The 20777-nt window shown below is 59.6% G+C and carries 21 protein-coding genes; 3 read left to right on the forward strand and 18 right to left on the reverse strand.

What is annotated here, in order from left to right:
• The first annotated feature begins 119 nt into the window (after positions 1–119).
• The 3 genes from ACX82Z_RS15040 to ACX82Z_RS15050 all read left to right on the forward strand — a co-directional run bounded on the left by ACX82Z_RS15040 (position 120) and on the right by ACX82Z_RS15050 (position 3924).
• Complete coding sequence (locus tag ACX82Z_RS15040) at positions 120–1355, forward strand: O-antigen ligase family protein (protein WP_459589886.1); 1236 nt, start codon at positions 120–122, stop codon at positions 1353–1355.
• Positions 1356–1507: 152 nt separating this feature from the next.
• Complete coding sequence (locus tag ACX82Z_RS15045; protein WP_459589887.1) at positions 1508–2875, forward strand: UDP-glucose dehydrogenase family protein; 1368 nt, start codon at positions 1508–1510, stop codon at positions 2873–2875.
• Positions 2872–3924 (forward strand): NAD-dependent epimerase, encoded by a 1053-nt coding sequence (locus ACX82Z_RS15050; RefSeq protein ID WP_459589889.1) that lies wholly within the window; start codon positions 2872–2874, stop codon positions 3922–3924. The genes ACX82Z_RS15045 and ACX82Z_RS15050 overlap by 4 nt, the downstream gene beginning before the upstream one ends.
• 63 nt (positions 3925–3987) lie before the next feature.
• On the opposite strand, the gene mnhG is transcribed toward ACX82Z_RS15050, so the two are convergent.
• The 18 genes from mnhG to ACX82Z_RS15140 all read right to left on the reverse strand — a co-directional run bounded on the left by mnhG (position 3988) and on the right by ACX82Z_RS15140 (position 20775).
• On the reverse strand, positions 3988–4338 hold the full coding sequence (mnhG, locus tag ACX82Z_RS15055; RefSeq protein WP_459589890.1) for a monovalent cation/H(+) antiporter subunit G: 351 nt from the start codon (positions 4336–4338) through the stop codon (positions 3988–3990).
• Entirely contained in the window at positions 4335–4625 is a 291-nt protein-coding gene (locus ACX82Z_RS15060; RefSeq protein ID WP_459589891.1) for a monovalent cation/H+ antiporter complex subunit F, read from the reverse strand. The genes mnhG and ACX82Z_RS15060 overlap by 4 nt, the downstream gene beginning before the upstream one ends.
• Positions 4622–4969: a Na+/H+ antiporter subunit E gene (locus ACX82Z_RS15065; protein ID WP_459589892.1), complete on the reverse strand. Its 348-nt coding sequence runs from the start codon at positions 4967–4969 to the stop codon at positions 4622–4624. Before ACX82Z_RS15065 ends, ACX82Z_RS15060 begins: the two co-directional genes overlap by 4 nt.
• Positions 4966–6477 (reverse strand): Na+/H+ antiporter subunit D, encoded by a 1512-nt coding sequence (locus ACX82Z_RS15070; RefSeq protein WP_459589893.1) that lies wholly within the window; start codon positions 6475–6477, stop codon positions 4966–4968. The genes ACX82Z_RS15065 and ACX82Z_RS15070 overlap by 4 nt, the downstream gene beginning before the upstream one ends.
• Entirely contained in the window at positions 6474–6857 is a 384-nt protein-coding gene (locus ACX82Z_RS15075) for a sodium:proton antiporter (RefSeq protein ID WP_459589894.1), read from the reverse strand. The genes ACX82Z_RS15070 and ACX82Z_RS15075 overlap by 4 nt, the downstream gene beginning before the upstream one ends.
• The gene (locus ACX82Z_RS15080; RefSeq protein ID WP_459589895.1) at positions 6854–7261 is read right to left on the reverse strand and encodes an MnhB domain-containing protein; all 408 of its coding nucleotides are present in this window, start codon (positions 7259–7261) and stop codon (positions 6854–6856) included. Before ACX82Z_RS15080 ends, ACX82Z_RS15075 begins: the two co-directional genes overlap by 4 nt.
• A 4-nt stretch (positions 7262–7265) precedes the next feature.
• Positions 7266–9581: a hydrogen gas-evolving membrane-bound hydrogenase subunit E gene (gene mbhE / locus ACX82Z_RS15085; protein WP_459589896.1), complete on the reverse strand. Its 2316-nt coding sequence runs from the start codon at positions 9579–9581 to the stop codon at positions 7266–7268.
• 206 nt (positions 9582–9787) lie between these two features.
• Positions 9788–10876 (reverse strand): hypothetical protein, encoded by a 1089-nt coding sequence (locus ACX82Z_RS15090; RefSeq protein WP_459589897.1) that lies wholly within the window; start codon positions 10874–10876, stop codon positions 9788–9790.
• Positions 10873–12828, reverse strand: a complete 1956-nt coding sequence (locus tag ACX82Z_RS15095; protein WP_459589898.1) for an acyltransferase family protein — start codon at positions 12826–12828, stop codon at positions 10873–10875. The genes ACX82Z_RS15090 and ACX82Z_RS15095 overlap by 4 nt, the downstream gene beginning before the upstream one ends.
• A gap of 105 nt (positions 12829–12933) precedes the next feature.
• Positions 12934–14109 carry a lipopolysaccharide biosynthesis protein gene (locus ACX82Z_RS15100; protein WP_459589899.1) on the reverse strand — a complete coding sequence of 392 codons (1176 nt, stop codon included), beginning with the start codon at positions 14107–14109 and terminating at the stop codon, positions 12934–12936.
• 169 nt (positions 14110–14278) lie between these two features.
• Complete coding sequence (locus ACX82Z_RS15105) at positions 14279–14830, reverse strand: sugar transferase (protein ID WP_459589900.1); 552 nt, start codon at positions 14828–14830, stop codon at positions 14279–14281.
• A 6-nt stretch (positions 14831–14836) separates the two neighbouring features.
• Positions 14837–15955, reverse strand: coding sequence for a DegT/DnrJ/EryC1/StrS family aminotransferase (locus ACX82Z_RS15110; RefSeq protein ID WP_459589901.1), 1119 nt, complete (start codon positions 15953–15955; stop codon positions 14837–14839).
• 107 nt (positions 15956–16062) lie between these two features.
• Positions 16063–17166, reverse strand: a complete 1104-nt coding sequence (locus ACX82Z_RS15115; protein WP_459589902.1) for a DegT/DnrJ/EryC1/StrS family aminotransferase — start codon at positions 17164–17166, stop codon at positions 16063–16065.
• Entirely contained in the window at positions 17163–17630 is a 468-nt protein-coding gene (locus ACX82Z_RS15120; protein ID WP_459589903.1) for an acyltransferase, read from the reverse strand. The genes ACX82Z_RS15115 and ACX82Z_RS15120 overlap by 4 nt, the downstream gene beginning before the upstream one ends.
• On the reverse strand, positions 17623–18027 hold the full coding sequence (locus ACX82Z_RS15125; RefSeq protein WP_459589904.1) for a sugar 3,4-ketoisomerase: 405 nt from the start codon (positions 18025–18027) through the stop codon (positions 17623–17625). Before ACX82Z_RS15125 ends, ACX82Z_RS15120 begins: the two co-directional genes overlap by 8 nt.
• Entirely contained in the window at positions 18027–18896 is an 870-nt protein-coding gene (gene rfbA / locus ACX82Z_RS15130; protein ID WP_459589905.1) for a glucose-1-phosphate thymidylyltransferase RfbA, read from the reverse strand. The genes ACX82Z_RS15125 and rfbA overlap by 1 nt, the downstream gene beginning before the upstream one ends.
• Entirely contained in the window at positions 18893–19975 is a 1083-nt protein-coding gene (gene rfbB, locus ACX82Z_RS15135; RefSeq protein WP_459589906.1) for a dTDP-glucose 4,6-dehydratase, read from the reverse strand. Before rfbB ends, rfbA begins: the two co-directional genes overlap by 4 nt.
• Positions 19972–20775, reverse strand: a complete 804-nt coding sequence (locus tag ACX82Z_RS15140; protein WP_459589907.1) for a glycosyltransferase family 2 protein — start codon at positions 20773–20775, stop codon at positions 19972–19974. The genes rfbB and ACX82Z_RS15140 overlap by 4 nt, the downstream gene beginning before the upstream one ends.
• Positions 20776–20777 lie beyond the last annotated feature (2 nt).

A 20777-nucleotide genomic window follows, 5' to 3' on the forward strand; every position in this document is an offset into this window, starting at 1 on the left:
GCGACGCGCACGCCATCGGACCGCATTAAAAGGCTGTAAAGCCTGATGAGCGAAAATGCGGCATCTGTCTCCAAAGTCGAAAGCATCTTGATGATTCCGATCTGCCGACGACCCCGCGCATGAATTTCAAACGTGCATTTCTGTTTCGGCGCAGGATCGACCGTTTGGTTCTGATCGGGGGTGCGGCGGGTCTTCCCTTTCGCAACGGCATTTCGCCGCTCGTTGCCATCCTGTTCGCCATCATCGGCGCCTATCTGGCAGCAGTCCGGCATCGATCAAAGCGCGCGGTTCCCTCTCTCTTCTTCCTCCTTGCGGTCGGCTATCTGGCATGGACCGTTTTTCTGATCGCATTTCGCGGCGATCCGTTCATCGACAACAGGCAGTTGGGATACAGCTTTCTGATCGGTCTCCTCGCCTTTATCGGCATCGGCATGGTTCTGGTGCGCGATCCCCGGGACATGTTCATTTTTGGAAGTCGTATCGGCATCGTACTCGCCGTCGTCGTCACGATCGTCATAGGAATTATCGGGAACGCCCGCTTCGGAATGGGCGGAAATCCGGCGCCATGGTCGCTGATCGTCTCCATTTGTGCGGTAGCCGCGATGATGCCGATGAAATCGGCGCCGTCCTGGGCACCCAATTCGAGCCTTTATCTTCTGGCGGGAATCCTGGCGGTTGCGGCATCCGAGACGCGCGCCGTGCTTGCGCCGCTTCTGCTCATCGTGCTGGTGGAAGCCGCGCGGTGGCTTTCGAACAAGAGCTGGACGGTTCGGGCAACGGCAGCCGTCGCAGGTTTCGCCGCGCTCGTCGCGCTCAGCTTCATCGATCCGTTCTACAGCGTTCTCCAAGGACGGATTGTGCCCGCCATCCAATTCGCGCTCGGTAACGCGCCCGAATGGGGCGGCGGCGATTCCGACACTATTAGACTGTATATGTGGCTTGGCGCACTGAAGGCGTTTCTCCAAAGCCCCCTCATCGGTTTGGGAGTGGAGCGCATGGATGCTGTCGTGCTCTTGGCGCCGGCGATGAACGAAGCCATCGCTCAGTACCAGCATGTTCATAACATCTTTCTCGACGAACTGATCTCACAGGGCCTGATCGGGTTCGCTTTGCTCTTCGGCGCGCTATGGACGGCAGTTGTGCATCTGTACCGCCGGAATGCAGACACATCCGTCAGGCTAAATATCGCCTACGTGACCGTTACGGTGCTGAGCTATGGGATGGTTCACAATCCGATGCTGCACGAGACGACCATTGCAGCAATTTTCCTTTATATCGGTGTCCTGATGGCGCAGACCAGCCGCGATCGAATGTCCGCCGCATACAAGATCACGCCATCGCCGGTAGCAGGCTAAAACTCCGGCGAAGCTCATATCGTTGACGGTTGTTCCTGCGCAGCGATAAGCCCGTCGGAAGCGTCATAGCGGCGTCGCGAGCCCAGAGTTAAGTCAGGATCGGCTGGGCCATGTATCTGGCCTTGCCAAGCGGAATCACTTAGAGGTCGATTATGCGCCTGACAGTTTTTGGAACCGGTTATGTAGGCTTGGTAACGGGTGCGTGCCTGGCAGATGTCGGCCACCAAGTGGTTTGCATGGATGTCGACCAGGCCAAGATCGACAGATTGCTCCAGGGTGAAATCCCCATTTTCGAGCCCGGTCTCGAGGCGATCGTCGAGCGAAACATGCGGCTCGGCACACTTTCTTTCACATGCGACGTCGAGCATGCGGTCAAGCATGCCGACCTCCAGTTCGTGGCGGTCGGCACGCCGCCGGACGAAAGCGGGGCGGCGGATCTGCAATACGTCCTCGCTGTTGCGGAAAGCATCGGCACGCACATGACAAGCGCCAAGGTCGTGGTGGTGAAATCTACCGTACCGGTCGGCACCTGTGATCAGGTGTCGCAAAAGCTTGGCTCGGTCCTGAGGGCAAAGGGGTCATCCCTCCCATTCGATGTCGTTTCCAACCCGGAGTTCCTGAAGGAAGGCGCTGCCGTCGCCGATTTCCTCAAACCGGACCGGATCATCGTCGGAACGTCTTCGCAGCGTGCTCGCGCCGTGATGGCGGAGGTCTACGAGCCGTTCAATCGGAACCATGACCGGACGCTTTATATGGACGTGCGCTCGGCCGAACTGACCAAATATGCCGCGAACGCAATGCTGGCGACCAAGATCTCGTTCATCAACGAAATCGCCAATCTAGCAGAACGGCTCGGCGCGGATATCGAGCAGGTGCGACGAGGCATCGGCGCAGACCCCAGGATCGGCTACCACTTCATCTACCCAGGCCTCGGCTATGGCGGAAGTTGCTTTCCCAAGGACGTTCGAGCCTTGTTCCGAACCGCTGACGAGATCGGCTACGAAGCGCCGCTGATCGCTGCCGTCGAGGCCGTCAACAACCGCCAGAAGACAAGGCTTTTCGAAAAGATCGCAGGCCATTTCGGCGGTCGCGACAAGCTGCGCGGCAAGACCGTTGCGATCTGGGGACTGTCGTTCAAGCCCAACACCGACGACATGCGCGAAGCGTCGAGCCGGGTGCTGATCGATTCCTTGCTGGACGCCGGCGCACGCATTCGCGCCTTCGATCCGGCTGCGATGGAGGAAGCCCGCCGTCTGTATGGCGAACGCGACGAAATTCACTTGGCGGCGGATAAATACGCCGTTCTTGAAGGCGCGGACATGCTGGCCATCTGTACTGAATGGCAGCAGTTTCGAGCGCCCGATTTCGACGAAATGGCACTACGGATGAATGCGCGCCTTATCTTCGACGGGCGCAACATCTATGTGCCGGAACGGCTTGCCCATGATGGCTGGCACTATGTCAGCATCGGGCGCGCGACCATTCAACCCGCCCTTCAGGCCGTAAGGGAACTGGGATGAAAATCCTCGTAACGGGAAATGCCGGGTTCATCGGCGCGCATGTCGCAAAGAGCCTGATCGAACGCGGCGACGAGGTTGTCGGCTTCGACGTGGTCAACGACTATTACGATCCGGACCTGAAGGAAGCGAGGCTCGCCCATCTGGACGATATTTCGAGAAGGCATGGCGGAGGCTACAGCTTTTTACGCGCCAACCTTGCCAACCGTGAGGCCGTCGAGGCCTGCTTCACCAGTCATCGTTTCGACCGCGTGATCCATCTGGCTGCGCAGGCAGGCATTCGCTACAGCCTGGAGAACCCGCACTCCTACGTCGAAAGCAACATCGTCGCCTTTACCAACATATTGGAGGCCTGCCGCTATTCGAACGTGCCGCATCTGACTTACGCGAGCACCAGCAGCGTCTACGGCGCAAACACGAAGATGCCGTTCAGCGAGCACAGTATCGCCGACCACCCGCTCCAGTTCTATGCGGCGACAAAACGCGCCAACGAGCTGATGGCGCACAGCTATTCGCACCTGTTCGCGCTGCCGACGACCGGGCTGCGATTCTTCACCGTGTACGGTCCCTGGGGCCGGCCGGACATGGCGCTCTTCAAGTTCACGAAGAACATTCTGGAAAACCGTCCCGTTCCGGTGTTCAACAACGGCAACCACACGCGCGACTTCACCTATATCGACGACATCACCGAAGGGGTAATACGGGCAAGCGACGCCATCGCAAAGCCCGATCCGGACTGGAACGGCGATGCGCCGGACCCGGCCTCCTCCAACGCGCCGTTCCGCATTTACAATATCGGCAATAGCAGGCCGGTGAAGCTGAGCGAGTACATCGATGCGATCGAACAGGCTCTGGGAAAGACGGCGATCCTAGAGTTACTCCCGCACCAGCCGGGCGACCTTCTCGATACCTATGCCGACATCAGTGATCTGAGGACAAAGTTCAGCTATAAGGCCACCACCAGCGTCACCGAAGGCGTAAGGCGGTTTGTGGAATGGTACCAAGCCTATTACAATGGCTTGCCCGACACCGAAGCGTCGGTGCGGACATAACGCGAATTCTTTGACTCGCATCGCGTGGCGTTTATCGCTTCATGCGCTCTCGGGCGACGCGCTTTATCCTTTTCGGTCGCCGCCACGCGGCAAAACACCTTCCAGCGCATCGCGTCCGCTTGCCACGTTAAGCTCGGCTCCCGACACATAGGCCGCACGGCCCAGAAGGTGCCCGGCGACCGGGACCGTCAACAGCAGGAAGATCACCGTCAGCGTGCCGATGACGATCGCCGTTACCGTGCCGATCGCTACCATGGCACCCGCGACGACGAGGCCGGCCCCAAGCGTGCCGGCCTTGGTCGCCGCATGCATACGCTGAAAAGGATCGGACAGGCGCAGGATGCCGAGCGCGGCGATGAACAGGAAGATGACGCCGACAAGCTTGAGCAATATGGCGATGATGGCGACGATCATTGGCCGTCTCCCTTACGTTCGAGCAGCGCGGCGAAGGCGCAAGTGGCAATGAAGCCGATCAACGCCACGCCGAACGCGATGTCGAGAAACTGGCGCCGTCCCGTCGCGACCGCCGTCAGTGCAGCGACGGCGATGGCAACGCCGGTCAGCATGTCGAGCGCGATGAAGCGATTTGCATAGCCGGGGCCGACGATCATGCGCCAGGCCGAGATCGCCAGCGGCACCATGACCAGAAGAAGAAGCACCATCGCGGTGCCGGTCAACAGACTGTCGACGGTTTCGATCATCCTTCGATCTCCGCAATTCGGTTCTGGAACGCGACCGCGATGGATTCGACGACTTCCTCCGCCGATTCCGAATTAAGCGCGTGGACGTAGATGGTAGACCGGTCTTCGCTGACATGCAGCGATGTCGTTCCCGGCGTCAGCGTGATGCAGTTCGCCAGCGTCGTGATGCCGAGATCCGTGCGCAACTTGAGCGGAACAGCGACGATCGCGGAAGATTGCGAACCCTTTTCAGCGAAAACGGCGCGTGCGACCGCGACGGACGACAGCCACAATTCGCGCAGGAGAACGAGGATCAGGACCGCGATGCGCCATATGCGCAGCGGCCAGGAAACGCGGCGGCTCATTGGACACCTCCGCTCTGGCCAAGCACCGCCTGGATGTAGCCGGATGCGTCCAGTAACTCGGCGGCGGCTGCCTGCGAGTATGCAGCCAGCGGCTCGGGGTTGAGGCCGATGAAGACGGTGATCGCGCCAAGCAGGCCGATCGGCAGCAGCATCAGGCCGGGCAATGTCGTGCGCACAACGTGTCCCGCCGGTCTCGGCTTCCAAAACGCCTCGATCCAGATCTTGCTCATCGAGAAGATCGTCATGATGCCGACAAAAAGCGCGACTGCGGCCAGCCATGCCTCACCACCGCGGAACGATGCGTCGATGACCATGAATTTCGCCCAGAAACCAGAAAGCGGCGGAAGGCCTGCCAGCGACAGCGCGGGAATGACGAACAGCGCAGCCAGAAGCGGTCGGCTCGCCATCAACCCGCCCGCCTTGCGAAGGTCGTAGGTGCCCGTCGCACGGTAGATCGCGCCGGCGAGCAAGAAGAGGTTCGCCTTCACGATGATGTGGTGGATCGTATAGAAAATCGCACCCGCAAATGCGAGCGGCGTCGCGATGGCAAGGCCAAGCAGGATATAGCCGATCTGACTGATGATGTGGAAGGCGAGGATGCGCCGCACGTCCCACTGGATCGCGGCGCCGAAGACGCCGAACAGCATCGTGCCGGCCGCCACCCAGCCCATCAGCGGGCGAATGCCTGTCGCGTCGACGTCGAAGAACAGCGTGAAGACGCGGAAGCAAGCATAGACGCCGACCTTCGTCAGAAGGCCCGCAAACAGCGCGGATACGACGATCGACGCCGTATGGTAGGAGGCAGGCAGCCAGAAGAAGACGGGGAAGAACGCCGCTTTCGTGCCGAAACCGATGAGGAACAGCATTGCCGAGATCGTCAGCGCCGTCGACATCTGTGTCTCCGGCAGCACACGCGCCAGATCGGCCATGTTGAGCGTTCCGGTGACGCCGTAAAGCAGCGCGATCGCCATCAGGAAGAGAAGCGTGGCGAACAGGTTCAGGACCAGATATTTCATCGCGCCGTCGACCTGCGCGCGCGTTCGGTCGAGCAGGATCAGCCCGAGCGCGGTGATCAGCATCACCTCGAACCAGACATAGAGGTTGAAGATGTCGCCTGTCAGGAACGCGCCGTTGACGCTCGTCAGCAAGCCCATGAAAAGCGGATAAAACCCGGCCTTTTCCTGACGGCGGCGAATATCGGATATGCCGAAGATCGCGACCCCGACCGCAAGAATGGCCGTGACGAGCACCATCGACGCGCTGAACCTATCCGCGACGAAGGTGATGCCAAAGGGCGGTGCCCAGGAACCGAACTGCATCGCCAGAATACCGTCGCGAAAGACGGCCATGACGAGCAGCACCGACGCGACGAACATGGCCGCAAGGCCGATGGCGGCGGCGATGCGCTGGATGCGCGGCGCGCTGACGGCGAAGGCGCAGATGGCGGCGGTCGCGAACGGAATGGCCAGCGGCCAGAGAAGAAGCATGTCTGTAATGGATTCCGTCATTTCGCGGTGCCTTCGTCATCGAAGGGCGTACCAAGTTCCTCGGCCGTGTTCACGTTGCGCCCGTCAAGCGTGCCAAAGGAGCGCCAGGTCTGTAGGGCGAGCGCCGCCACGAACGCGGTCAACGCGAAGCCGATCACGATCGCAGTGAGGATCAGCGCCTGCGGCAGCGGATTGGCCGCCTCTGCGCCAAGCGTTTCGATGCCGCTTTCGATGACCGGCGGAACCGTGCGGCCCGTCCGACCGGAGACGAACAAAAGCAGGTTCGTCGCCGCTGAAAGAAGCGAAATACCGAGGATCATGCGCATGATGTTGCGCGACAAAAGAAGGTAGACGCCGCAGCCCATCAGGCAGGCGAGCGCGAAGGCGAAAATCAGGTTCATTCGTCGTCATCCTCATAAAGGCGCAGGATGAGGCAAAGTACGCCGCCGAGGACGACGAGATAAACGCCGATGTCGAACAGGATCGTCGTGCCAAGCTTGATGCCGGCGACTTCGGGCCAAAGGTGCGTCAGAAACGAGCCGGTCGTGAAGAGGCCCGGAATGCCGCTGACGATCGCGGCCAGAACGCCCGCTCCCACAAGCGCCACCGGATGAAAATAGAGCGCTCGCCGCGCGGCCTCGACGCCATTAGCGAAAGCAAGCATGGCGAAGGCGGCGGCGGCCATCAGCCCACCGACGAACCCGCCGCCCGGCTCGTTATGACCGCGCAGGAGGATATAGACCGATGCGACGAGCATGATGATCCAGAACGGGCGGGCCATCGTCGTCAGTATCAAAGATGGCATTGCGTCAGCCCTCCTTCTTGCGGGCGGGCAAGCGTCGCAACAGCGCCCACACGCCGATGGCCGCAAAACCGACGACTGCAATTTCGCCCAGCGTATCGATGGCGCGGTAATCCACCAAAATGACGTTGACGACGTTGCGCCCGAAGGCGTCGACATAACTCGACTGCGCGAAGAACTCAGACAGGCGCAGATCGAGCGGCTCCGACGTCATCGACGCGACACCGATGAAAATGACGATGCCAAAGGCGATCGACAGCATGAGATCGAACCGGCGCTCGCCGATCGTCCGGCTCTGATCGCGCGAGGTTGGTACGCGCACCAGCACGGCCGTGAGGATAAGCACCAGCAGCGCCTCGGCCGAGAACTGCGTCAAAGCAAGGTCCGGCGCGCCATTGAGCATGAAGATGATGGCGGCTGCAAAGCCGACGATGCCGACGGCGACGACCGCAGCGATCAACGATCGTGACGCCACGGCAGCAAACGCGCCGACGACCGCGATGGCAAGAACGATCACGACGGGAACGTTCAACTCGCCGACGGCGGAAAAGCCTGACATGCCGCTGCCCACGATGACGCCGAACGCGACGATGAAGACAGCGCTCGCCACCACCACCGCCGTGTAGCGATGCTGGTCTCCGTTCTGTAGAAAACGCGTCGAGGCTTTCGCAACGTCGAGTACGGAATCGAGCACTTTTTGATAGCCGCGATCGCCGAAAAGATCATGGATGAGACGCTGGCGGCGCAACGTGATGTGGATGCTGCGCCAATTGAAGAACACCAGCGCGCCAATTGTCACGACGGCGGCACTCAAGGCAAGCATCGGGGTCAGCCCGTGCCACAGCGAAATCGACACGTCGACGGGCGCTCCGCCGAGCGCACTCGCGGCAGGCTCGACCAGCGCGCGCATGAAGGTGTTGGGCGCAATCCCCATGGCGACACCGGCGAGCGCCAGCAACAGGGGCCCGACGAGCATGCCGGCGGTCTCGCCATGTTTCAGCTTCACATCCTTCTCCGCCTTCGCGAAGAAAGGTTTGAGCGCCACGACACCGGCTACCGCGACCATGACGGCATTGACGATCACCGCAATGGCGACGGGAACGACGGAAAATCCGCTTTCGAGTTGAGCCTCGAACAGGAATTCCTTGGCGATGAAGCCGGCGAAAGGCGGCAGGCCAGCCATGGAAAGGCTTGCCAGAACTGCCGCTGCGGCTGTGAACGGCAAGAACCGCGCCAGCCCGCCAAGACGGCGCAGCCCCGCGATGCCCGTGGCGTGGATGACCGTTCCCGCACAGAAGAAGAGGGCAGCCTTGTAGAAGGCATGGGCAATGATGAAGCCGATGGTCGCGACCCGCGCGACCTCACCGTCAAGCCCGATCAGCATGACGAGAATACCGAGCGAGGCGACCGTGGACTGCGCCAGCACCGCCTTGTAGCCTGTCGCGCGCAACGCCTCGAAGGCGGCGACCAGCATCGTCAGCGAACCGACGATGACGAGCGTCGTGCCAAAGGCCGGGACCGATGCAAAGATTTCATCGAACCGTGCGAGCAGGTAGACGCCGAGCTTCACCATGGTCGCCGAATGCAGGTATGCGGACGCCGGCGTCGGCGCGGCCATGGCGTTGGGCAGCCAGAACTGGAACGGCACCTGCGCCGACTTGGTGAACGCACCGGCAAGGACGAGCACGAGTATCGCCGGCATCAGCGGGCTTGCCACGAGTTCGTCCGCGCGCAGCGCAACCTCACTGAACGAGAACGTTCCAAGCTCGGCGCCGATCAGCAGGATGCCGGCAAACAGCGCAAGGCCGCCGCCGCCCGTTACCAGAAGCGATTGCAGTGCTGCGCGGCGCGCCTCGTAGGTGCGCGCGTCGAAACCGATCAGTGCAAATGAAATGAGGCTCGTCGCCTCCCAGAAGACAAACATGACGACAAGATCGTCGGCCAAAACCGTGCCCAGCATCGCCGTCATGAACATGAGGATGAAGGCGATGAAGCGGCCGCCCTCCGACGCCGGCTTTTCGGCGAAATACGCGCCGGCATAGATCACGACAAGCGCGCCGATGCCCGTAATCAGGAGCGTGAAGAGAAGCGAAAACCCGTCGAGACGGAACGCCAGATCGATGCCCAGCGACGGGGCCCATTCGACGGACTGGACGATCGCCTGACCACCGGCGACATCCGGCAGATGCGACAGAAAAAAGACGAAGAGCCCGAACGGCACCAGTGCCATGAGCCAACCGAAGGCCCGACCGGCGACTGGCGCAAGTGGACGGGCACAGGCCGCGGCGGCGAGTGCAACGGCTAACATTGTCAGGAGTTGCATGCTTATGCCCTAGAGCTTGAAACCCGATACGGGCCGGGTTCTAACACTCGTTAAGTTTGGTTGTCACGGTGATAAACGAGATATTTGGCCACTTCATATCTCGTCACTATGCGAATGGCTTATCGACACGCGCCGTGCACGCTTTTTAATAAACATGCAGACGTCTAGCGTTTTCGTCTATCATATCTTGGATAGAATTTTGCGAATTATAGCCGCTGGCAACTCGCTAAACCAAGCAGCGCCTGCGCTTTAGGGCGTATGCCGTCGATGTCGACGACCAACTCTCTGCCATTATCCCATAACCGCATCGCCGAATCCCGATCTCCTGAATTGCAAAGCGCGAACATCATGGCTCCGAGGCTCCACGCATTTCCCTGCGGCGATTCGTCATAAGAGACCGGAAGATGATGCGGATGGAAGAAATCGTGTCCGTCGGGAGTTTCGAATTCAAGCAGATATGCCGAAACGCCCTCGACCAGACCTTCCGGTGCGCCTCCCGCAGACATGCCGTACAGAAAGAAACCGGCATGGGTGGCATCGTTGAACTGGTTGGGGTTGTAGTCGCCGTAATTCCAGAACGCAGCTCCCGATGGCAGCCGTTGGGTTTTGGCGGCGAGGCTCTGGATCGTCAGCGCAGCGACAGATTCGTAGTGGCTCGAACCCAGCAGATCAGCAGCTTTGCGATATTGAGGCGCAAGATAGGCACCAATATTGTAGACCTCAAACGGGCGATCGGCCTGCTGATCTGAATATCTGAAAACCAGACCATCTTCGACATATTCGCCTGCGGCCGAAAGATAATAGTCGAGCGCTTTGCGGGCCGTATCGGCATAGAGTTCATCGCCAGTAAGCTCATATACCGCAAGCAATCCCTTGACGGCGAATCCCTGAGTGATCCCGTAAATCGTATCGGCAGGATTTACCGTCCCATCTTGAAACGCGTCCCAGGCGTGCGACAGGCCCCATCCAACGCGCCCATCGCCTTTTTCAGCATCGCTCACGAGCCAGTCGGCCGCAGTAATGGCAAGTTCGCGATCGCCAACGATGGATGCTGCGGTCGCGATAGAAGCGTATGCCATTGCCTCGTCGCGATCATCCACCCCTGCCTCACGACCACGACCGGGATATTCCGGATCGAGTGACGCACTGAGACGAACGTAATTTGCCTCTAGATCGTCGCGCGCAGGCAAAAGGAATGCGGCACCGGCAACCATGATGAACGCGACAACGCTTGCTGCAATCCCGCGCGGTGACCTGAAGAAACGGCCGATCGTCCGTAGCTTGTTGCCGATCATTGAGGAGCATCCTGTCCAAATAGACGAACGAACGTGTCAGCAAATCTCCCCGCGTAGGTGGACGTGAAGTGATGATGATCCTGATATATGATCTCATCGCCAAACAGGGGTGAGCATTTCGTCTGCGTGCAGGCATAGTCGGTGAGATCAAGAAATTCTATTTCGCGATCCGCTTCCGCAGCGACGCGCCGGTCATCGATCATACTTCGAAGTGCGTCGTCTCTCGATCGATCGCATTCGTCACCGAAGCTCAGGCAGTGCATGAAATTCGTGAACATTTGCGGGTTGTCGCGAATGGACACCAAACGAATATCGGCCGGGAGTTCGGTCGTCATCGACCGGAAGCCAGCAGACCAAAGCGCGATGCTTTCGTCGATCCCGGCCGAGCGGCCATCGCGTTCGATCCAGCCACGATAGTCAGCGAAGCTTGCCACGATCAGAACGTCCGGATTTTCAGCAGCGATTTCACCCATCACATTGGCGCGCCAGACAGCGCATTCATCGTATGATGCCTGGCGCGGGGGGTACCACATATCCACATCCGCTGGCGGGCAGGATGTTTTGGTGCGCGTGAGAAAACGCCATCCCTCCTCCTCGGCAGCCAAGCGAATTGGCTCGAACCAACGCGCGGCATGACTGTCGCCGAACAACATAACCGTTCGGTCCGACTCCAAATCACCGTACGCGCATTCACGAATTTCGGTGTCCGTCAGACCAAGGTGGCAACCATCGGCATAGTTCCGGCCAAAATCCTTGGATGCTCGCTCGATCTCGGCAAGCCTATCCTCAGCAGCTTGCGGCAATGGCGCGTATGGGATCGCAACAGATGCAAGCAATGCCATGGAGATAGCGCCCAAAACGCCCGGCACCGCCTGGAATGCTCGAAGCCTGAAAGCACGTATCGGCTGCTCCACCCGCTCGTAGACCAGATGAGCAACAAGAATGGAAATCGCAGCAGCCAGCCAGAGCGCCAGCGTATTTCCAGGCCAGGACTGTCCCGCGATGACCAGAAAAGGCCAGTGCCACAAGTAAATACTGTAAGAGCGGTCGCCGATCCACTGAACCGGCCTCAAGCGTAACGCACGATGCAGCACCGTTTCCGGCCCGCAGAAGATTGCGACCAGAAAGATCGATGTCGAAAGCGTGGGCCAAAGCGCGGTGGGTCCTGGATACGAGCCCGTCAAAATGGTCGCGGACCAGACGATACCGGCGCATGCGGCAATGGCAATTGCCAATGCCTGATTATGTTTGATCCTCAACCCGCACTTTGCAACGAAGCAGCCGGTCAGAACACCAATTGCAAGCTGCCAGATCCGGTTTTGTGTTTCGAAGAATGCCGACGGTTGCGATGTCTGAAGAGCATTCCATCCAAGCAAAAAGGATATAGCCGCGATGATGCCAATGAGGATAACGGCAGCTCTTATTCGCCAGCCCCGAAAGCATATGCCGATCGCCAGCAACAAAGCCGGCAGGCCGATGTAGAATTGCTCCTCGATCGAAAGCGACCAGAAGTGCAAAACCGGGCTCGGCGGCGAGCCTATCCTCAGATAGTCAATGGCATTATCCGCGAAGCGAAAATTCGAAAAGAACAAGGCCGCGGACCGGATATCCGAAGCAATGTCAGAAAAACGATAGGGTGGCAGAAGCAGCCATGTCGCGATTGCCGTGGCGACAAGGGTCAAGGTGGCATTGGGCAATAGCCGCTTGGCACGCGCAGCGGTGAAGGCAAAAAGCTTGATACGGCCAGTCTCTTCAAGCTCCGCCAGCAATTTCCGGCCGATAAGGAAGCCTGACAAAACGAAGAAAATATCGACGCCGATAAAGCCGCTGGGCAATAGCCAGCTGTCAAAGTGATAGAGAAACACGGCCGCCACGGCCACCGCCCGAAGGCCCTGCAGTTCAGCGCTTTGAGCGAGCCGAAAATCCGAGTGTTGTTTGACCGTATCGTGCATGCAATCCGGTTAACACACGCACTGATCTGCCGCTATTCCTCAACTGCAATCACCACTGATTGCTGAGAGACTTGAACCGTCCCATCCATTTCCATCGACTGGTCGTCATGGGGATGGCGCAGACCGTGCCGCGTTCAAACAGACGACGAGCATAAGGGCGTAACAGAAGGTGCTCGCGACGGCGAAGGTGATCAGCGAGATCCAAGGATCTCCGTTGCTGATGTAATAGCCGAGAAAGATGGAGCCGGCTCGAAAAACACCGTTCAGGAGCTGCAACGCGGTTAAACGGCCAAATTGACGCGTTATCACGAGAACTCGTGAAAGCGGGCCAGCTACGAAAGTTACGAGAAGAGACGGAGCGAGCCATCGTGCTATCGTACCAGCCTCGATCCACTCCTCACCGAACGCGATGCGGAAGAGCCAGGGTGCAGCGACGATAAGGATCATCGTTGGAACGGCAGCGATCAGAGTCAGCTTGATCGCAATAGAGGTGGTTAGAGACCCCAGCCGTCCTTCGCGGTAAGCTGCTGCCCCGTCACGAAAGAACACGTCTGCTATGGCATCTCCGACGACTTGCACCGGTGCGGCAAGGACGCGGGTCGCCATGGCAAACAACCCGGCGAAGCCGATGGAGAAAAGAAGTCCGAAGATGATGACGGGCAGGTGCGCTCCGATGCTCGCGGCAAGCGGCCCCCACGACCAGAGCGGCAATCCACGAAAGTCATATGCCAGTTTTGTCATAAGCGGCATGGACACCGCCCCCATCGAAAGGGAGCGCTTCAAAAGGCGCAATTGGGACGCGATGCCAAAAAGCATCCCGACCAGATGGCCAGCGATCGCACCAGCACCGCCCAGGCCGTGCGCCGCGATCTGCGCGCCGACGATCGCGGTTGCGCGAACAGCTCGAGTTTGAGCGATGAGACCGTATGCACCAACGCGCAGGCACGCAGCGTTAAGTATCTGGAACGCTCCGATCAACAACAAGGCAATCGGCAGGAAGGGCAAGACTGCAATCAGCGCCGGCGTGCGGAGGATGCCTGCAATCTCGCTTGCGTACAGAACGAGCGGAACGGCCAGCAGCGCCGAAACCAACAGCGTTGCCAATGCGGAAACCGCGGTTACGTTTGCAGCATCGACATCGTTTCCCGCAAGAATGATCGCCTGCTCGTAGCGCAGGGACACGACAGGCGCGGCAATGGACAATATTGCTAGGAAAACGGCATATATTCCGAAGTCATCCGGCGAATAAAGCCTTGCGAGAATGGGCGACGCGGCAACCATGATGAGTTGGCCCGCCGCCGTTCCTCCCGCTAAAGTGCCAACCTGACGCCAAAATGTCACGAATACCCACCGCCGAGATTATGATGTCGAAAGCCGAAGCAGCCCGCCCGGGCCTTCGAACCGACCCCCGAGAATATGCGTAGCGACCGGAAACGGGACCCGTACGACTTCAGCCTATCTTGTCGCCCTGCCCTTTGCCACGCACCGTCTGGACAAGAAGCCGCATATCCAGCATCAGTGATTGCGTCTTCAAATATTGCGCATCTTTGTCAGCCAAACGCACCGGGTCCGACATGTCGATGCCATTGACCTGCGCCAAACCCGTAATGCCTGGACGCAGTTCGAGAACGCCGCGTTTGCCGCGCTCCTCCACCAGTTCAACCTGGGACGGCAGGCAGGGGCGCGGACCGACGAGACTCATGTCGCCCCGGACCACATTCCACAATTGCGGTATTTCATCCAGTTTGGTGCGGCGCAGCCATGCGCCGATCTTCGTGACCTGAACCGATTGCGCCATATGCGTCGGAACGTTCGGCGCATTCATGCCCATCGTCCTCAGCTTGTAGCAGATGAATGTCACGCCGTGCCTGCCCACCCGCTCCTGCCGGAAAATGCCGGGGCCGGGTGAATCGCGCCGTATCAGAAAGATGAGCACGGCCAGGACGGGCGCGGTGGCCACAAGGCCGCCCGCCGACAGCACGAAATCGATCAGCCGCTTCACCGGATCTTATCCGCGAACTGCGCCGATGATAGTGTCCTGCGTCTCGTCGTCGAGATAGGGATGCATGGGCAGGCTGACGACGCGCGTGGCAAGATCTTCGCTGACGGCCAGCCCCTTCGGATCGCGTGGGAATTCCTTGTACGCGTTCAGCTTGTGCAGCGGCACCGGATAATAGACCATCGTCGGAACGCCGGCTTCCTTTGCGCGCGCCTGCAATGCGGAACGGGCGGCTTCGTCCGCCAGTTTCAGTGTGTATTGCGCCCAAACGCTGGTCAGCCCATCGGGAATATAAGGCGTCTCGAAGAGATCGCCGAGCGCGGCGTCGTAGCGCTTGGCAACTTTCTGCCGCGTTTCGATCTCCTCGCCATAAATTGCCAGCTTTTCCAGGAGAATCGCCGCCTGAAGCGTGTCGAGCCGGCTGTTGAGGCCGAGGCGGTCGTTATTGTACTTGTCGGTGCCCTTGCCGTGGACACGGAAGGAATCGATCAGCGCTGCCAGTTGCGGATCGTTGGTAAAGACCGCGCCGCCGTCGCCGTAGCAGCCGAGAGGCTTGGCCGGAAAGAAGGACGTCGTGCTCACATCGCAGATCGAGCCCGTACGCCTGCCCTTGTAGTCGGCCGCAAATCCCTGCGCGCTGTCGCCAACGACGTGCATCTTCTCTTCGCGCGCGATCGCGATCAGCGTATCGTAATCGGCAGGCAAACCGAAGAGATCGACGGGAATGACGCAGGCTGGCCGAAGCCCGAGTTCCTTCGCATGACCGATAGCGCGCTTGAGGCTTTCGGCGTCCATGTTGAACGTGCGCGGATCGACGTCGACGAAAATCGGTGTCGCGTTGACGAAAGGCACGATCTCAGCGGTAGCGGCGAAGGTGAAGGCGGGCACGAAGACGGCATCGCCTTCCTTGACGCCGAGCGCCATCAGCGCCAGTTGCAGCGCATCGGTTCCGTTGGCGCAGGACAACGCATGACCCGCTCCGCAGAACGCGGCGAGCTGACGCTCGAACTCGGCGACCTGCGGGCCCATGATGTACTTGCCCTCGTCGAGCACTTTCGCAACCGCATTGTCGATGCCGGAACGCAGACGCTTTTGCTGAGCAGCAAGGTCGATGAACGCGATCGTCATGTCGAGATAACCCTTTTAAAACTGGATTCGCCGCCCCGGAGGAATGCGGCCGGAATACACAATGGCCTCCTGCCTCGCAACCGGCGCAGCGACGAGGTATTCGACACTCACCTGTCGAAAGCGTTGACGACCTCGATAATTTTGTCGACTTCCGCACCCGACAGGACCGGCGACATCGGCAGGCTCAGCACGGTGTCGTGGATCGCCTCGGTGATGGGAAGCGAGCGGTCGGATAGTTCGCGATAGGCCTTTTGCCTGTGCGGCGGGATCGGATAGTGGATGAGCGACTGCACCCCGTTCGCTTCCAGATGCAGGCGCAACTCCTCACGACGCGCGCATCGCACGACGAACAGGTGCCAGACGTGCCCTTCGGGATCGGCAACCTTCGGAAGAGCGACCTGCGGATTTTCGATCGCGCCAAGATAACGATCCGCAACCGCTCGCCTGCGAGCGATTTCACCATCGAGATATCTGAGCTTTACGGCGAGCATTGCAGCCTGAATCTCGTCGAGACGGCTGTTCACGCCCTTATAGTCGCACTGATACTTGGCAACGGAGCCATAATTGCCGAGGGTGCGGACTGTTTTCGCCAGATCGGCCTCTGCCGTCACGAGCGCGCCAGCGTCTCCAAGCGCGCCCAGATTTTTCCCCGGATAGAAGCTGAACCCGGCCGCATGGCCCCATGTGCCTGCGCGCTTTCCATGCAGCGCCGCGCCATGCGCCTGCGCCGCGTCCTCCAGCACCCGTAGCCCCTTGCGTTCGGCGACTTCCATGATGGCGTCCATCCGGCACAACTGACCGTAAAGATGCACGGGCATCACGGCCCGCGTTCGTGCCGTGATCGCGTCTTCGAAGCGCTCCGCCGACAAGTTGAAACTCTCTTCGTCCGGCTCCACCAGAACGGGCACGAGACGATTTTCCGTGATGGCCAGAATGCTGGCGATATAGGTATTGGCGGGAACGATGACCTCGTCGCCCTCCTTGACCAGGCCCATCTCTTTCCAGGCACGCAAGGTCAGGACCAGCGCATCGAGCCCGTTCGCCATGCCGACACAGTGATCCGCTCCGCAGTAGGAAGCAAAGTCCGTCTCGAACGTCGCGAGTTCCTCGCCACCGATATACCAGCCCGATCCGACCACGCGGCGGCACGCTTCGACGAGGTCGGCGCCGTATTGCGCATTGACCGCCTGAAGATCGAGAAATTTGATCATTCCTGAATCTTTCGCAAAATACGCGCCGGATTGCCGGCCACGATCACGCCGGGCGGTACGTCGCGCGTGACGACAGCACCCGCTCCGACCAGCGCCCCTTCGCCGATCGTCAAGCCGGGCAGGATCGTCGCGTTGGCTCCGATGCTGGCTCCATTCTCAATGGTTATCCCGTCGAACCGCTCGGGATAGACCTTCGATCGCGGCATGCGATCGTTCGTCAGGGTCGCATTTGGCCCAAGAAATACGCTGTCCCCAATGCGAGTTCCGTCCCAGACATAGACGCCCGACTTGATCGTCACGTCATTGCCGATGACGACATTGCCTTCGATGAAGGTATGAGCACAGACATTGCATCCGCTTCCGATACGCGCGCCGTCGAGAATCACGGCAAACTGCCAAACGCGCGTGTCTTCACCGATCTTGGCACCTGGCGCCACATCGGCCAGCCGATGAATTTTAGCCATTTTGCACGACCTTCAAAAATGCGTCGTAGTCGCGGATGTAATCCGCCTCGTCATAGAGTTCGCTGGCAAGGACCAGAAGCACGCAATCGCTGGAAAAATCGTGCATTTCACGCCAGACGAGATCGCCGATGACCAGCCCGACATCTGGCTGATCGAGCCACACCTCCTCACGCGCACGCCCGTCATCCAGCACCATGCGGCAACGACCGGCGACACAGATGGCGACTTGCTGAAGCTTCCTGTGAGCATGAAAACCGCGTGGCTCGTCCGCTTTCATGCCCGTCATGTAGTAGACCCGGCGGATGGGGAACGGAATGTTGCGCTCGCCCTCGAGCGCGACGAGTTCGCCGCGCTCATCGCCCAAAGAGCGAAATTTGAGGAGGCTGATCAGCGACATCAGGCCTCTGCCACCAGCGAAGCCAGATAATCGCCATAGGCGGTTTTTCCCAAAGCGCGCGCCGCCTCGGCAACGTGCTCGGTCGACAACCAGCCGCTGGTCATCGCAATTTCCTCGAGGCAGGCGATCTTGAACCCCTGCCTGTGCTCGATCGTCTGGACGAACATGCTGGCATCCAACAGGCTTTCATGCGTTCCCGTGTCGAGCCACGCAAAGCCGCGTCCCAGTATCTCCACGCGCAGATCGCCGCGCCGCATATAGGCCTCGTTGAGCGTGGTGATTTCCAGTTCGCCACGCGCCGACGGTTTGACCTGACGCGCCATATCGACGACGTCGGAACCGTAGAAATAAAGGCCGGTCACCGCGTAGTTCGATCGCGGCCTTGAAGGCTTTTCCTCGATCGAAACGGCTTTCATCTTCTCGTCGAATTCGACGACGCCGAAGCGCTCGGGGTCCTTGACCTTATAGCCGAAAACCGTTGCACCTTGCGTCTGCGCCGCAGCGCGCCGCAGCATGGGCGTAAAACCCTGCCCGTAGAAGATATTGTCACCAAGCACGAGACACACCGGACTGTCGCCGATGAACTCCTCGCCGATGAGGAACGCCTGTGCCAGTCCCTCCGGACGCGGCTGCACCGCATAGGAAATCTCGACGCCGAAGCGTGAACCATCTCCCAAAAGACGCTCGAAATTGATCCGATCTTCCGGCGTGGTGATGACCAGAACCTCGCGTATTCCGGCCAGCATCAGAACCGACAGGGGATAGTAGATCATCGGCTTGTCGTAAACGGGCAGAAGTTGCTTCGACACGCCCATGGTTATGGGGAAAAGCCGTGTGCCCGACCCGCCGGCCAGAATGATGCCCTTCATGCCGTGTCCTCTCCGTTTCCGGTCAGCCCCAGCCGCTCGCGCATGTAACTTCCGTCCTGCACGCGCCCGCACCAGTCGCGGTTGGCGATATACCACTCGACCGTCTTGCGCAAACCGGTCTCGAAGGTTTCCGAAGGCGTCCAGCCGAGTTCGTTTTCGATTCTCGACGCGTCGATCGCGTAGCGTTTGTCGTGCCCCGGCCGATCCGCGACGAAGGTGATCAAATCCTCGTATCGTGCGATACCATCGGGTTTGCCTGGCGCGAGTTCTTCTAAAAGCCCGCAGATGGCACGCACGACATCGATGTTTTTTTGCTCGTTGTGACCGCCGATATTGTATGTGCGGCCGGGAGAGCCCGACAGCAAAACCTCGATCAACGCCCGCGCGTGATCCTCCACATAGAGCCAGTCACGAATCTGGTCGCCCCTGCCGTAGACCGGCAGCGCCTTGCCTTCGAGCGCATTGAGAATGACGAGCGGTATCAGCTTTTCGGGAAAATGATACGGTCCGTAATTGTTGGAACAGTTCGTAATGAGGGTGGGCAGCCCATACGTCCGACGCCAGGCGCGAACGAGGTGGTCCGATCCTGCCTTCGTTGCCGAATAGGGCGAACTCGGCGCGTAAGGCGTCTCTTCCGTGAACAGATCCTCCGTCCCCTCCAGATCGCCATAAACCTCGTCGGTGGAGATGTGGTGGAACCGGAAGCGCGAGCGCGCAGGCTCTTCCAGCCCGGCCCAATAGCGTCGCGCCGCCTCCAGCAGCGTGTAGGTTCCGACGATATTGGTCTCGACAAACTTCGCCGGACCGTCGATCGAGCGATCCACATGGGACTCGGCAGCAAGATGCATCACCGCGTCAGGCCGGAATTCGCCGAAAACCTCCGCCACCGCCTGTGCGTCGCAAATGTCCGCCTTGACGAAACGATACCGGTTCGACGCCGACACAGGCGACAGCGAGTCCAGATTGCCCGCATAGGTCAGAGCGTCCAGGTTCAGCACCTGATGATCGGTGTCGGAAACAAGATGGCGAACGACGGCCGAGCCGATGAAGCCCGCGCCGCCGGTAATCAGGATATTCATGCACGGCGCTCCTGCATGCGATAGCGAAGAGGTCGGTAAACGCGATCAAGGGCGAAATGAAGGACGCTCGAAATCATTCGCAAAACCGGGTTGGTGATCTCTCGGTTCTTGGCCAGAACCTTCATCTTCTCGTCGTAAAGGGTGCCTGCGCGGCGCATCCTTTCAAGCGAACTCTCATCATGCACACGGTAGAGAAGAAGGTTGCGCGGCGAATTGCAGAACTGCGTCACGGCTGCGGCGCGCAGCAGGAAATCCCAGTCTTCCAGCTTTAGCCCCGTCTCATCGAAACCGCCGATCCGGTCAAACAGCGCACGGGTGAACAACATCGTGCCAGCCGGAATGAAATTGTAGATCGTCAACGGGCGCAGCACCCGACCAGAAAACAGGAATGCCGACGAGTTACCCGCCTGGCCCTCTTTCCCGAAAGTCTGCGCATTGCTGAAACACAGCTCGGCTTGCGGGTTTTGCGACAGTATCTCGACCTGGACGCGCAATTTGTCAGGTGTCCACATGTCGTCGGACGCGAGGACAGCTACAAGGTCGCCCGTCGAATGCTCACGGATCGCGCGATTGAGCGTACGGCAAAGCCCCTCATTGGCTTTCGTCACCAGTTCGAACGGGTATTTTCCACTCGAATGAAGTTCGCGCAAAAGTTCGACACTGCCATCGCTTGAACCGTCGTCGATAACGATGGTTTCGAGCTCGAAGCCCTCGTGCTCCTGCGCCACCGCGCTTGCAATCGCCGCTTCGACGAAGGATTTGTGATTGTAGCTGGGAATGATGACGCTGATTTTTTTCAACG

This window comes from Aliihoeflea sp. PC F10.4, assembly GCF_054612275.1.